Here is a 13,732-nt window from a genome sequence, read left to right as displayed (position 1 = left end):
ACATTCACCTTCCGTGAATGGGCATCTGCAAAAACGACTGGGCCAGGTGCAGCGCAATGTCTTTACGGGTGCTCATCCGTTGCGCAGCTTAACCAGTGCGGCAAGGCCCATGCTTGCGGTGCTGCGACATATTCGGTCATCGGTACGCAGCTCAAGGCATGCGCATCGAACAACACTAGCATCCGCACAGGAAAATGACGGTTTTCCGTCCGGTTTTACGGGACATGCGTACCAGAAATGACCAGTAACACTCTGTCCGTCCACGACCCGGTCATCGACACTCGGACGAGCAGAAATGTGCGCGGGCTGGCAGAATCGCCCTTTGTTGCGTTTACCACGCCCGCCGAGCCAGGAATTTCCCATGAAAATGAAAACCGCCCTCTTGATCGTCAACCCTTGCGACGACGAAGAAGACAACATGGCCATGCTCTGCTGCCACAGCGACCAGGGCGAAATGTTCCTGATGAGCCGCTACCCGGATGAAGACGAGCTGGAAATCACCCTCGACGGCGAACCTTCGACCCTGGATGGCGTGAAAATCACCCTCAGCCCTTCCCTGCTGAAGATTGAAATTGCTGCTGCGGATGCTGATGCGTTGAATGGGGATGATGTGCTGGAGATTACCTTTGATGCCGATATGGTGGATCTGGCTGAAGTGGAAGAGACTTTGCAGAACATTCTTAAAGGTACCGGGACTTACATCAGCGAGCTCTGATAGCGTTTGGGCTGGCCTCATCGCGAGCAGGCTCGCTCCCACAGGGGATCTCCAGCGGACGCGAAACTTGCATCCGGCACTGTCCCAATGTGGGAGCGAGCCTGCTCGCGAAAGCAACCGAAAGAACACCACCTCTCTCCCGCCCCATAAAATTCAAACAACTTTGCCAACCAATTCCCGCACTTTGCGCAAAATGCCGTTAGTCGCCGCCCCCCGCGATGGATTAAAGTAACGCCCCCAGCCCTGGCGTACTTCAAACGTCCTCGGCCACCCTTTTGCAGGAACAGTCATCGATGGAACATCGTGAAGCGCTGCTGGCGCTGCGAACCTTTCTTTCAACGCAGATTCTCGGCCAGGAAAAACTCATCGAGCGCTTGCTCATCGCCCTGCTCGCCGACGGCCATATGCTGGTCGAAGGCGCTCCTGGCCTGGCCAAGACCAAGGCCATCAAAGAACTCGCCGAAGGCATCGAAGCCCAGTTCCACCGCATCCAGTTCACCCCTGACCTGTTGCCGGCCGACATTACCGGTACGGAAATCTACCGCCCGGAAACCGGCAGTTTCGTGTTCCAGCAAGGTCCGATCTTCCACAACCTGGTACTGGCGGACGAAATCAACCGCGCCCCGGCCAAGGTTCAGTCGGCCTTGCTCGAAGCCATGGGCGAGCGGCAAGTCAGTGTCGGGCGCAGCACCTATGAGCTGTCGCCGCTGTTCCTGGTGATGGCCACGCAAAACCCCATCGAGCAGGAAGGTACCTATCCGCTGCCAGAAGCCCAACTTGACCGGTTCCTGATGCACGTGAAAATCGGCTTTCCCGATGCCACTGTCGAGCGCCGGATTCTGCAGCAAGCCCGTGGAGAAGCCCTGAACGGCGAAGCGAAGCCTGAGCGTCGGGTCACTCAACAGACGATTTTTGTCGCACGCAAGGAAATCCTCGGCTTGTACATGGCCGACGCCGTGGAGGAATACCTGGTGCAACTGGTCATGGCCACCCGCACCCCGGCCAAGTTCGATCCGGAGATGGCCGAGTGGATCGCCTACGGCGCCAGCCCGCGCGGTTCGATTGCCCTGGACCGCTGCGCCCGCGCCCACGCCTGGCTGGCCGGACGTGATTTCGTCAGCCCGGAAGATATCCAGGCCGTGCTGTTCGACGTGCTGCGCCATCGCATCATTCTGTCCTTTGAAGCCGAAGCCGCTGGCATCGATCAGGACCGGGTGGTCCAGCGGATTCTCGACGTCGTAGCCGTCGCTTGACCCTGATGAACGCCAGCCTGCCGCCCGAGCCGGGCATCCGTGTCAGCCTCGCCGACCTGATCGAGATGCGCCATCGCGTGCGCGAAGTGCAGCTGTTTTCCACGCCGAGCCAACGCAGCCCGCTGATCGGCCTGCACCACTCCAAATTGCGCGGCCGTGGCGTCGACTTCGATCAGGTGCGGGTCTATCAGGCCGGCGACGATGTGCGCACCATTGACTGGCGCGTGACTGCGCGCACCCAGGAGCCTCACACCAAGCTGTTCCACGAAGAACGTGAGCGGCCGATTTTCATCATGGTCGAACAAAGCCGCCGGCTGTTTTTCGGCTCGGGCCTGATGTTCAAGTCGGTGCTCGCCGCCCAGGCCGCGAGCCTGATCGGTTGGGCTGCCCTGGGGCACAACGACCGGGTCGGCGGCCTGGTGTATGGCGACAATGTGCACTACGAAATCAAGCCTCGGCGCAGCAAGCAAAGCCTGCTGCAGTTGCTCAACCGGCTGGTGCGGGTCAATCAGTCGCTGACCGCCGAAGGCGAGCCGGACCGCGACGCCTTTGGCATTGCCTTGCGCCGAGCGCGGGAGGTGTCACGTCCGGGCAGCCTTGTGATTGTGATTTGCGATGAACGCGCGCTATCGGAAAGCGCCGAGCAACAGCTGAGCCTGTTATCGCGTCATTGCGACCTGCTGCTGCTGCCGGTGTCCGATCCGCTGGATCATGCCCTGCCCGCCGCTGGCCTTTTACGTTTCGCCGAGCGTGGCGCGCAATTGGAACTCGATACGCTGAATTTCGATCTGCGCCAGACTTACCGGGCCCAGGCCGAAGCACGCATCGCCCGCTGGGAGCTGCTCGCGCAGAAACTGCGGGTCTTGCTGATGCCCCTGAGTACCCAGAGCGAGATGGTCGAGCAATTACGCGAATACCTGAACCCACAGAAACCGGGGAAAGGTCGATGAGCAGCCTTGATCAACTGCAACCACTGATATCCCCGCCACCGGTGGAATTCTGGCCTCCGGCACCGGGTTGGTGGTTGCTGCTTCTATTGGTGCCACTGATCGGTTTGGGCCTGTGGCAGCTGCGTCGCTTTATTCCGGACAAGCGCCCCGTGGTACGTGCTGAACAGCCGCTTGACCCGGTGCGCCTGGCCGCCCTGGCGGAGCTGGCCTTGATGCCCAAACCCTACGACGGTGCGCCAGCCGGTGCCTGGCTGCAGCAACTCAACGGCTTGCTCAAGCGCCTGTGCCGCAACCACTACCCCTACAGTCAGAGCCATACCCTCAACGGCCGCAAATGGCTGGCGTTCCTCGACAACCGCTGCCCGGCCGCCGGCCTGACCCGCTGGATGGTGCTTGTGGAAGGCGCCTACAAACCCGAATGCAAACTCGACGACAAGGCCATCGCCGGTTTGACCCAGGCCGTCGACACATGGATTCGCAAGCATGTTTGAGTTCGCCTGGCCGTGGATTTTTGCCCTGTTGCCGCTGCCGTGGCTGATGCGCATCGTATTGCCGGTGGCCGACAGTGGCGAACCGGCGCTCAAGGTCAGCTTCCTCAGCGACCTGGAAGGCCTCGCCGGGCGTCGCGCCCGGGCCAACCTGCCTGCATGGCGCCAGCAGGCACCGTTCATACTGCTGTGGATGTTGCTGCTGGTCGCGGCGGCGCGCCCGCAGTGGCTCGGCGAACCCTTGCCGATTGCCGCCAGTGGCCGCGATCTGCTGGTGGCAGTGGACGTTTCCGGTTCCATGGACTTCCCTGACATGCAGTGGCAGGACGAAGATGTGAGCCGACTGACGCTGGTCCAGCACCTGCTCGGTGATTTCCTCGAAAGCCGCGAAGGTGACCGGGTCGGCCTGATCCTGTTCGGTAGCCAGGCCTACCTGCAGGCACCGCTGACCTTCGACCGCCACACCGTACGCGTCTGGCTCGATGAGGCACGCATCGGCATTGCCGGCAAAAACACCGCCATCGGCGATGCCATCGGCCTGGCCCTCAAGCGCCTGCGCTCGCGCCCGGCAACAAGCCGCGTGCTGGTTCTGGTCACCGACGGCGCCAACAATGGCGGTGAAATCGACCCGCTCACCGCTGCGCGGCTGGCGGCCAAAGAAGGCGTGAAAATCTACCCGATCGGCATCGGCGCCGATCCGGAGCAAAGTGGCACGGTCGGCTTTCTCGGCGTCAATCCGAGCCTGGACCTTGACGAGCCTTCCCTCAAGGCAATCGCCGAGGTCACGGGTGGCCAGTACTTCCGTGCTCGCGACGGCAAGGAACTGCAGGCGATCAAGAACACCCTCGATCAACTGGAGCCCGTGGCTCAGCAACCGACCCAGGCCCGCCCGGCCCAAGCCTTGTATCACTGGCCACTGGCCTTGGCGCTGTGGTTGAGCATGCTGCTGGTGGCCCCCGTACTCTGGCCAGACAACCCGTTGCAACGCCTGTTTACCAAGGACCTGTATTTGCAAACGCAATTGCTGCCCGACTGGCGCCAGCGTCTTAAACGCCTGCGCCTGCGGAGGCGCCGATGAGTGCGCTGTGGCCTTACTGGTTCCGGCCCTGGTGGCTACTGTTGCTGCCGCTGCTTGGCTGGTTGCTCTGGCAACTCTGGCACCGCAAGAAGCGCGCCGGGCGCTGGCAGATGATCCTGCCACCGGCCTTTCACGCAGCACTGCTCAGCGGTGGCAGTGGTCGCGACAGCAAATTGCCCTGGATCGCCCTCGGTCTCGCCTGGCTGTTGACCGTGCTCGCCCTGCTGGGTCCGGGTTGGCAGCGTGTCGAGCAGACCAGTCAAAAGCCCGCCGATCCGCTGGTGGTGATTCTCGAGCTGACCCCGGAAATGCTCGCTACCGACGTCACACCCAACCGACTCGAACAGGCACGACGCAAGCTGCTTGACCTGCTGCAGATCCGCAGCGACGCGCAAACCGCCATCGTCGTCTACGCCGGCAGTGCCCACACACTGGTACCGCTGTCAGATGATCTTGCCACCAGCCGCAACCTGTTGGATGCACTGAAACCGTCGTTGATGCCAGAGGCCGGTCATCGCGCCGATCTGGCGGTGCTCAAGGCCCTGGCGCTGCTCGATCAGGCTGCTTTGGGCGACGGACGGATCCTGCTGATCGGTTCGTCCCTGACCGACCAGGAGCGACTGGGCATCCGTCGCGCGCTGAGCGGCAAATCGACTCAATTCCTGATGCTCGGCATTGGCACCGCCGAAGGTTCGCCGATCACCCAGGAAGACGGCAGCTTCCTCAAGGATGAACAAGGCGCCATTCTCGTGCCGCGCCTCGACGAGCCTGGCTTGAAAAGTTTTGCCAACGACCTGGATGGCCGCTATCGCCAGGCGCGCCTGGACGATAGCGACCTGCACGCCCTTGGCCTGCTCGACGGTCCACGCAACTTGCGCAACGACGGTCAGACCTTGCGCCTGGACACCTGGGCCGATCAGGGTTACTGGCTGCTGCTGCCACTGTTGCTGCTCGCGGCCTGCGCAGGACGTCGCGGTTGGCTGCTGTGCCTGCCGCTGCTATTGGCGCTGCCTCAACCGAGCTACGCCTTCGACCTTGCAGACCTTTGGCTTCGCCCTGATCAACAGGGCCTGCATTTACTCAAGCAGAAGCGCCCTGCCGAAGCCTCCCGACGCTTCGAAAACCATCAGTGGCAAGGCGTCGCGCTCTATGAGGCCGGCGACTACGCAGGCGCCGCCCAGCGGTTTGCCGAAGGCGACGATGCCCACGCCCACTACAATCGAGGCAATGCCCTGGCCAAAAGCGGTGAACTGGAGGCAGCCCTGGACGCTTACGAACAGGCACTGGAACGTCAACCGGATTTGCGTCCGGCACTGACCAACAAGGCGCTGGTCGAACGCCTGCTCAAGGAGAAAAACACGCCACCCGCTCCTGAGCCAGACGCAACCAGCAACGCCCGGCCCGAAACCGAATCGGCGGAGCCACCGCCCGGTGCCGCCGCCCAACCCTCGAGCAGCGGCGAACCGAAAACCGAGGGGCAACCGCCCCGCCCGGGTGAGGAACAATCGCCCACCAGACCGCCGAAACCGGGGACCAACGAGGTACCGGGCAGCGAACTGGGTGACGAACAACACACCACACCGCCCTTGCGCCCGGCCACCGACAGCATCGAAGGTGAACAGCGCCAGGCACTGGAGCAGTGGCTGCGGCAGATCCCGGATGACCCCGGTGAACTGCTCAGACGCAAATTCTGGTACGAACAGCAACAACATCAGGATCAGGAAGAAACTCGATGACCCGCTTCACCGTTTTATTGCTCGCGCTGCTGCATGGCCTGTTGTTCTGCACCGTTCAGGCACAGGCAGCAGAACTGGTCGCCAGTGTTGATCGCAGTCGCCTGAGCTCGGGCGAGACGGTCGAACTGACCCTGGAATCCAGCGATGTTACGCAGTTCGGCAAACCTGACCTGACAGCGCTGGAGCCGTTGTTCGAAGTGCGCGGCACACGCCAGGTCAACCAGCTGAACACCCTGAGCGGTGAAAACCAGGCCACCACCCGCTGGATCGTCACCCTCCTGCCCCGGCAAAACGGCAGCGTGGTGATTCCGTCACTGCAACTGGGCGAACTGCAGAGCCAGCCGATCACCCTGCAAGTGGTCGAGAGTGAAACACCGGACAACCCGGACAAACGGGCCCCGGTGTTCATTGATGCCAGCCTCGATCAAACCAGCGTGTACGTGCAAGCCCAGGCGGTCCTGACCCTGCGCATCTATCATTCGGTGTCGCTGTACGACGACAGCAGCCTGCCGCCCTTGCAGATACCTGACGCACGCATCGAACAATTGGGCGAATCACGCACCTACGAAAAAGACATCGACGGCCAGCGCCATGGCGTGATCGAAATGCGCTACGCGATCTACCCGCAACACAGTGGCGAACTGATCATTCCGGCGCAGGTTTTCAACGCCGCGCTGGTCGACCCACAACCGGTACAGGACACCGCCCAGGGGCCCAAAGCCGGCAAGCTGATGCGCGTCACCTCGACCGAACTGCTGTTGTCGGTCAAGGCCAAACCCATTACCTATCCGGCCGACGCGCCCTGGCTGCCTGCACGCAGCCTGACCCTGAGCGAAAGCTGGAACCCGGAGCCGGATCACACCCTGGTCGGCGATTCGCTGACCCGCAGCCTGACGGTGAAGGCCGAAGGCTTGTCCAGCACCCAACTGCCACCGCTGCCTGGCACCGATGTCGGTGGCCTGCGCCGCTACCCGGATCAACCGGTGCTCGGCAACCAAATCAGCGAACGTGGCCTGGTCGGCAGCCGTGAAGACCGCGAGGCCCTGGTGCCGACGCGGACCGGCGCCATCGAGTTGCCCACCGTCGACGTGGTCTGGTGGAACACCTTCGAAGACCATCTGGAACACAGCAGCCTGCCTGCCCGCACGCTGCACGTGGCGGCCAACCCGAGCCTGGTGGTCGACACCCCGTCCGGCACCTCACCGACCGATGCCAGCGCCGACAGCGAAGCACTGTGGCGCTGGAAACTCAGCACCTTGATCCTGGCCTGCACCACCCTGCTCGGCTTCGGCCTCTGGTGGCGTGGCCGCTGGCAACCGGCGGTGGCGCGTGCCGCTCAAACCGGCCCGAGCCCGCGCACCGTGCTCGACGACCTCAAGCGCGCCTGCCAGGCCAACGATTCCCACGCCACCCGCCAGGCCCTCGACGCCTGGGCCCGCCAACAACCGGAAACCCTGGCCGACATGGCCGCCCGCTTCGTGCCACTGTCCAACGCCCTCGACGGCCTGAACGGCGCGCTGTACAGCGAAACCGGCCAGTACTGGCAAGGTGACGAGTTGTGGCGGGCGATCAAGGCGATCCCGATTGCCGAACGGGTGCAGGACCCGGTCGGTGACAGTGGGTTGCCGCCGCTTTACCCCAAGTAAACACCAACCTAGAAGCAAAGATGCATTTGTGGTGAAGGGCTTGCCTGTGGCGAGGGGGCTTGCCCCCTCGCCACAGGCAATCTCCCTCGCCACAGAGCATTCCATTGCGCGACCGGGCATTTAAACCAGTAAACTCTCCCCCCTTTCGCCGCCTTCATTTTTCACGCGGCCATTACCAATTTTGTAGCGGAGTCCGCCTTGCGCTTGTTTCACACCTCCGACTGGCACCTGGGGCAGAACCTGCACGGCCAGGATCGCGATTTCGAGCACGGCTGTTTTCTCGACTGGCTGTTGCGCCAGCTGAAACTGGATCAACCGGATGTGCTGTTGATCGCCGGCGATATCTTCGACACGGTCAATCCACCGGTCAAAGCCCAGGAACGTCTCTACGACTTCATCGTCAGCGCCCACGAACAGCAGCCGTTGCTGACCATCGTGATGATCGCCGGCAACCACGATTCCGGCTCGCGGATCGAACTGCCCGCGCCTTTGATGCGGCGCTTGCGCACCCATGCCCTCGGTCGTGTGTTGTGGCTGGATGACGGGCAACTGGATGCCGAACGCCTGTTGCTGCCCTTGCCCGATGCCAGCGGTGAAATCGCCGGCTGGTGCCTGGCGCTGCCATTCCTGCGTCCCGCGGAAGTCACCGGTGCGCACTTGGGTGACAACTACCTGCGCGGGATCGGCCAGGTGCACGAATGGCTGATCGAAGCGGCCAACGCCAAGCGCCAGCCGGGCCAGGCACTGATTGCCATCAGCCACGCGCACATGGCCGGTGGCTCGGTGTCGGAAGACTCCGAGCGCAGCCTGATCATTGGCAATGCCGAAGCCCTGCCCGCCAGCCTGTTCGGGCCGAGCATCAGCTACGTTGCCCTCGGCCACTTGCACAAACCGCAGAAGGTCAACGACGAGGAGCGCATCCGCTACAGCGGCTCGCCGATTCCGCTGTCGTTTTCCGAGATCAGCTATCAGCACCAGATTCTCGACATCAAGCTCGACGGCGAAACCCTGGTTAGCGTCGAACCGAAACTGATCCCCCGCGCGGTCAACCTGCAGCGCATCGGCCCGGCGCCATTGAGCGAGATCCTGCTGCAACTGGCGGACCTGCCGAACATCGACCTGTTGGCCGAGATCCAGCGCCAGCCGTGGCTGGAGGTGCGGGTGCGCCTCGACGAACCGCAACCCGACCTGCGCAATCAAGTGGAAACCGCCCTCCAAGGCAAGGCCGTGCGCCTGGTGCGCATCGCCGTCGAGTACGCCGGCAACGGCGGCCGTGACGGTGCCGACGAAGGCAGCACGCTGATCGAACTGGACCAGCTCACGCCTCAGGAACTGTTCAGCCGCGCCTGGCAGGACAACTACGGCAGCGAGGTCGACGAGCAGACCCTCAAGGACTTCGCCGAGCTGTTGCAGGACGTGCAGATGGAGAGCGAACAGCCATGAAAATCCTCGCGATCCGCCTGAAAAACCTCGCCTCCCTGGCCGGGCCATTTGAAATCGACTTCACCGCTGAACCCCTGGCCAGTGCCGGACTGTTCGCCATCACCGGTCCCACCGGCGCCGGCAAAAGCACCTTGCTCGATGCCCTGTGCCTGGCGCTGTTTGGCGCCGTGCCACGCCTGAACAACACCGGCCGCGACGCCAAGGTGCCGGACGCCGATGGCGAAATCGCTACCGGCGACCCGCGCACCCTGCTGCGTCGCGGCACGGGTGAAGGCTATGCGGAAGTGGATTTCGTCGGTGTCGACGGTCGCCGCTACCGCGCCCGCTGGGAAGCCAATCGCGCCCGGGACAAGGCCGCTGGCAAGCTGCAGGCCAGTCGCCAGAGCTTGCGTGACATCGATCAGGATCAATTGCTCGCCAGCCAGAAAGGCGAATACAAGACTCAGCTTGAAGCCGCACTGGGGCTGAATTTCGAACAGTTCACTCGCGCAGTGATGTTGGCGCAAAGCGAGTTCAGCGCATTCCTCAAGGCCGACGACAACGACCGCAGCGAACTGCTGGAAAAGCTCACCGACACGGCGCTCTACACCCGCCTCGGTCGTCGCGCCTTCGACAAGACCAAAGAGGCTCGCGAGGCGCACAAGCTGCTGCAGGATCAGGCCAGCGGTGTGACGCCGTTATCACCCGAAGCCCGCGCGGAACTGGACGGGCGCTTCAACCAGGCGCAGCAACAACACAAGGCCCAGCAGGCGCAGCTCAAACAACTTGAACTGCAGGACACCTGGCTCAAGGACCTGCGTCGCTTGCAGGATGAACATCTGGCCGCCAGCGAACAACTGCAATCGGCGCAGACCCACTGGGAAGCCCTGGCCAGTGAACGCTTGAGGTTCACCCGCCTCGAACAGCTGGCCCCGCAACGGCACCAGTTCGCCCGTAAAGCCGAGGTCGATGCGCTGCTGACACCCTTGGCGGCGCAAATTGCCTTGCACACGCAGCAGCATGGCGAACTCGGCGAGCGTCAGACGCAGCTTGAGCAACAGCTCAGCGCCGCCCGAATCGCCTTGAGCGAAACCCAACAGCGACAAGCCGACAGCACGCCGTTGCTGCGTCAGGCCTTCGAAGCGCAAAGCACCCTCGCCCGCCTGGCCAAGGACACCGCCCTCAGCGCCGAAGCCAGGCAACAGGCGCAACAGGCCTGCACCCAGGGCCAGGGCACGATTCAGACCTTGCTCGATCAGCAAGCCCGCGGCGCCGCGGACTTGCAGCGCATCGCCAGCGGGCTGGAGCAAAGTACGCATCTGGCACCGTTGAGCGATGCCTGGAATGCCTACCGCGACCGGCTGCAACAGTTGATGTTGGTCGGCAACCGGTTGAATCAGGGTCAGGCCGAATTGGCCAGCCTGGAACAAAACGCCGCGAGCACCGACCAGGCACTCACCGCGCAGAAGCAGCAACTGGAGGTGCTGTTCAAGGAGGCCGGTGCCGAACCGGATGCCGTCGCCGAGCAGATCGGCATTCTGGGCAGCCTGTTGCAGGACAACCGCAAGCAACTGCGCGCCGTCGAAGACCTGGCGCGCCTGTGGGCCAGCCAGCAGGACCTGGACAAGCGCGGCGCCGAGCTGCAACAGCGCCAGCTCACCGCGCAGCAGGAACGTGAACGCCTGACCCAGGACGGGGTCAAGGCCAAGGCTGATCTGAGCGTTGCCGAACAGACCCTCAACGTCACCCGCGAACTGCTGGAGCGTCAGCGTCTGGCGCGCAGTGCCAGTGTCGAAGAGCTGCGCGCGCAATTGCAGGATGACCAGCCGTGCCCGGTCTGCGGCAGCAACGAGCATCCGTATCATCAGCCGGAAGCCCTGCTGCAGAGCCTCGGCCGCTTTGATGAAAGCGAACAGGCCAACGCGCAGAAGGCCGTCGACCTGCTCAAAGAAAGACTCACTGACTTGCGCGCCGAAGTCGGTGGGTTGATCGCCCAGCAAAAGGAACTGCTGCAACAGCAGGAGCAACTGGCGACCCAGCAGAAAGCCCTCGCCCCAAGTCTGGAAGCCCATCCGCTGGCGACCCAACTGCTGAATCAGGATGCCGCCAAACGCGACGCCTGGCTCATCCAGCAAAACAGTCAGCTCAACCAGAGCATCAGCCAGGACGAGCAACGGCAGAGTGCACTGCTCACCCTGCAACAGGATGCCGCGCGCCTGACCCAGCAACTGCGCCATGCCGAAACCGCGCACCAGCAAGCGGCTCAGCACCTGAGCAATCAACAGCGCGAACTGGGCAACGACCGCCAGCGCCTGGACGAAGAACTCAGCGCATTCGCCAGCCTGCTGCCGGCCGAAACCCTGCAAGCACTGCGCGTCGAACCGGCCGCGACCTTCATGCAGCTCGACCGGCAGATCGCCGAGCGCCTGACGCAACTCGAGCAACAAAAGGAAGAACTGGCCGAGCAGCAACAGCGCCAGCAAAACCTGGAGAAGGAACAGGATCGCCAGCAAAGCCGCGTGCAGCAATTGCAGGCCGCCGAACAGCAGTTCAGCGGGCTGGCCGAGCAGCAACAGGCGAGCCAGCACACGCTCGGGCAACTACTCGGTGAACACAGCAGCGCCGAGCATTGGCAGCAGCAACTGGAACAGGCCGTGGAACTGGCACGCAGCGCCGAAGCCAGCACCGCGCAGACATTGCAAAGCGTCCTCACGCAGTCCGTGCAACTCGCCGCCGAGCTCAAGGCCCAGCAGGAACGCGTGAACGCGCTGGAAGGCGAAGAACGTGAGCTCGCCGGCAAGATCGGCGACTGGCGTGCCCGTCATCCCGAGCTGGATGACGGCGGCCTCGAAGACTTGCTGCGCGTCGACGACACCCAGGTCAGCGAACTGCGCCAGCGCTTGCAGCACAGTGAAAAAGCCATCGAACAGGCCAGCGTCCTGGTGCAGGAACGCGACAAGCGCTTGCTCGATCACCAGGCACAACACAACGGCAACCTTGATGCCGAGCAGTTGGCCAGTTCGCTGATCGACCTGCAAAACCTCGCCGCCACCAGCGAGCAACACTGCGCCGAACTGCGCGCCGAGCAGGCCGAGGACCAGCGCCGGCAGAACGCCAATCAGGCCCTGGCGCAGCAGATTGCCGACGCCTACAGCGAGTATCAACGCTGGGCGCGCCTGAATGCGTTGATCGGCTCCGCCACCGGCGACACCTTCCGCAAGATCGCCCAGGCCTACAACCTCGACCTGCTGGTGCACCACGCCAACGTGCAATTGCGCCAACTGGTGCGCCGCTATCGCCTCAAGCGCGGCGGCAGCATGCTCGGCTTGCTGGTGATGGACACCGAAATGGGCGACGAACTGCGCTCGGTGCATTCTCTGTCCGGTGGCGAGACCTTCCTGGTGTCGCTGGCGCTCGCCCTCGGCCTGGCATCGATGGCGTCGAGCACGTTGAAAATCGAGTCGCTGTTCATCGACGAAGGCTTCGGCAGCCTCGATCCGGAATCCCTGCAACTGGCCATGGACGCCCTCGACGGCTTGCAGGCCCAAGGCCGCAAGGTCGCGGTGATTTCCCACGTACAGGAAATGCATGAACGGATTCCGGTGCAGATCCAGGTCCAGCGCCAGGGCAACGGCCTGAGCACCCTGGAGGTGAAATGAACACCCTGTATTCCTTCCGCCGCTGCCCTTACGCCATGCGCGCACGCATGGCCCTGCGCTACTCGGGCGTGGCCGTGGACATTGTCGAAGTCAGCCTGAAGGCCAAGCCCGCCGAAATGCTCGCGCTGTCGGGCAAAGGCACGGTGCCGGTGCTGAGCGCCGATGGCCGGGTGATCGACGAAAGCCTCGACATCATGCGCTGGGCCCTGGCACAGAACGATCCGCAGGACTGGCTGCTCAAGGATGATCCTGTGGCAGCGGCGCAAATCGCCCCCCTGATCGAACAGAACGATCAGGAGTTCAAGGTGCACTTGAATCGCTACAAGTACGCCGAACGTTATCCCGAGCAGCCGATGGAGGTTTATCGCGGCGAAGGCGAGGTGTTTCTGCAAAGGCTGGAGACGTTGCTGGAGGGACGCGACTACTTGCTGGCCAGCCATCCATGCCTGGCCGATGTGGCGTTGATGCCCTTCGTGCGCCAGTTCGCCCACGTAGACCGCGACTGGTTCGCGCAGACGCCGTATCAGCGGTTGCAGGACTGGTTGCAGCGGTTTCTGGAGTCGGATTTGTTTACCGGTGTGATGCGCAAATAAGAACACCACCACATAAGAACCTGTTGCCAGCAGGCTTCAGGCCAACACCTCACACATCCCTATCGCCGAGCAATCCACCTGGAACGGCCCGAACACCACGCCTTCATTCCTGATCGGCGGATTGCCGGTCAGCATGCGCTAGGCGCTGGCGTTTCGTAATTCTGACGTGTGGCTTTCAGTCGATTCTTGTCT

At 63.0% G+C, this 13,732-nt stretch carries 10 protein-coding genes; all 10 read left to right on the top strand.

Annotated features, from left to right (window positions below):
* The first annotated feature begins 361 nt into the window (after positions 1–361).
* The 10 genes from WHX55_RS13660 (at position 362) to WHX55_RS13615 (ending at position 13,540) form a co-directional block, all read left to right on the top strand.
* On the top strand, positions 362–715 hold the full coding sequence (locus tag WHX55_RS13660; protein ID WP_150724049.1) for a hypothetical protein: 354 nt from the start codon (positions 362–364) through the stop codon (positions 713–715).
* Between the two features lie 293 nt (positions 716–1,008).
* Entirely contained in the window at positions 1,009–1,968 is a 960-nt protein-coding gene (locus tag WHX55_RS13655; protein WP_057715002.1) for a MoxR family ATPase, read from the top strand.
* Between the two features lie 5 nt (positions 1,969–1,973).
* Positions 1,974–2,918 carry a DUF58 domain-containing protein gene (locus WHX55_RS13650; RefSeq protein WP_353743048.1) on the top strand — a complete coding sequence of 315 codons (945 nt, stop codon included), beginning with the start codon at positions 1,974–1,976 and terminating at the stop codon, positions 2,916–2,918.
* On the top strand, positions 2,915–3,409 hold the full coding sequence (locus WHX55_RS13645) for a DUF4381 domain-containing protein (protein ID WP_150724050.1): 495 nt from the start codon (positions 2,915–2,917) through the stop codon (positions 3,407–3,409). Before WHX55_RS13650 ends, WHX55_RS13645 begins: the two co-directional genes overlap by 4 nt.
* Entirely contained in the window at positions 3,402–4,484 is a 1,083-nt protein-coding gene (locus WHX55_RS13640; RefSeq protein ID WP_353742884.1) for a VWA domain-containing protein, read from the top strand. Before WHX55_RS13645 ends, WHX55_RS13640 begins: the two co-directional genes overlap by 8 nt.
* Complete coding sequence (locus tag WHX55_RS13635; RefSeq protein ID WP_353742883.1) at positions 4,481–6,220, top strand: tetratricopeptide repeat protein; 1,740 nt, start codon at positions 4,481–4,483, stop codon at positions 6,218–6,220. The genes WHX55_RS13640 and WHX55_RS13635 overlap by 4 nt, the downstream gene beginning before the upstream one ends.
* The gene (locus WHX55_RS13630) at positions 6,217–7,866 is read left to right on the top strand and encodes a BatD family protein (protein WP_353742882.1); all 1,650 of its coding nucleotides are present in this window, start codon (positions 6,217–6,219) and stop codon (positions 7,864–7,866) included. The genes WHX55_RS13635 and WHX55_RS13630 overlap by 4 nt, the downstream gene beginning before the upstream one ends.
* Before the next feature lie 198 nt (positions 7,867–8,064).
* A complete protein-coding gene (locus WHX55_RS13625) occupies positions 8,065–9,309 on the top strand; it encodes an exonuclease SbcCD subunit D C-terminal domain-containing protein (RefSeq protein ID WP_353742881.1) in 1,245 nt (414 codons plus the stop codon).
* Entirely contained in the window at positions 9,306–12,947 is a 3,642-nt protein-coding gene (locus tag WHX55_RS13620; RefSeq protein ID WP_353742880.1) for an AAA family ATPase, read from the top strand. The genes WHX55_RS13625 and WHX55_RS13620 overlap by 4 nt, the downstream gene beginning before the upstream one ends.
* Positions 12,944–13,540: a glutathione S-transferase gene (locus tag WHX55_RS13615; RefSeq protein ID WP_353742879.1), complete on the top strand. Its 597-nt coding sequence runs from the start codon at positions 12,944–12,946 to the stop codon at positions 13,538–13,540. The genes WHX55_RS13620 and WHX55_RS13615 overlap by 4 nt, the downstream gene beginning before the upstream one ends.
* Positions 13,541–13,732: the final 192 nt, after the last annotated feature.

The sequence above is a fragment of the Pseudomonas fluorescens genome (genome assembly GCF_040448305.1).
In the GTDB taxonomy this organism is placed as follows: domain Bacteria; phylum Pseudomonadota; class Gammaproteobacteria; order Pseudomonadales; family Pseudomonadaceae; genus Aquipseudomonas; species Aquipseudomonas fluorescens_BH.
The sequence above is the reverse complement of the archived record's forward strand: the minus strand, read 5'-3'. Positions and strand labels throughout refer to the sequence as shown.

What these genes read in the sequence shown, in the direction of transcription:
- WHX55_RS13660 (WP_150724049.1), top strand. Translation starts at nt 362, where the DNA reads ATGAAAATGAAAACCGCCCTCTTGATCGTCAACCCTTGCGACGACGAA.
- WHX55_RS13655 (WP_057715002.1), top strand. Translation starts at nt 1,009, where the DNA reads ATGGAACATCGTGAAGCGCTGCTGGCGCTGCGAACCTTTCTTTCAACG.
- WHX55_RS13650 (WP_353743048.1), top strand. Translation starts at nt 1,974, where the DNA reads ATGAACGCCAGCCTGCCGCCCGAGCCGGGCATCCGTGTCAGCCTCGCC.
- WHX55_RS13645 (WP_150724050.1), top strand. Translation starts at nt 2,915, where the DNA reads ATGAGCAGCCTTGATCAACTGCAACCACTGATATCCCCGCCACCGGTG.
- WHX55_RS13640 (WP_353742884.1), top strand. Translation starts at nt 3,402, where the DNA reads ATGTTTGAGTTCGCCTGGCCGTGGATTTTTGCCCTGTTGCCGCTGCCG.
- WHX55_RS13635 (WP_353742883.1), top strand. Translation starts at nt 4,481, where the DNA reads ATGAGTGCGCTGTGGCCTTACTGGTTCCGGCCCTGGTGGCTACTGTTG.
- WHX55_RS13630 (WP_353742882.1), top strand. Translation starts at nt 6,217, where the DNA reads ATGACCCGCTTCACCGTTTTATTGCTCGCGCTGCTGCATGGCCTGTTG.
- WHX55_RS13620 (WP_353742880.1), top strand. Translation starts at nt 9,306, where the DNA reads ATGAAAATCCTCGCGATCCGCCTGAAAAACCTCGCCTCCCTGGCCGGG.
- WHX55_RS13615 (WP_353742879.1), top strand. Translation starts at nt 12,944, where the DNA reads ATGAACACCCTGTATTCCTTCCGCCGCTGCCCTTACGCCATGCGCGCA.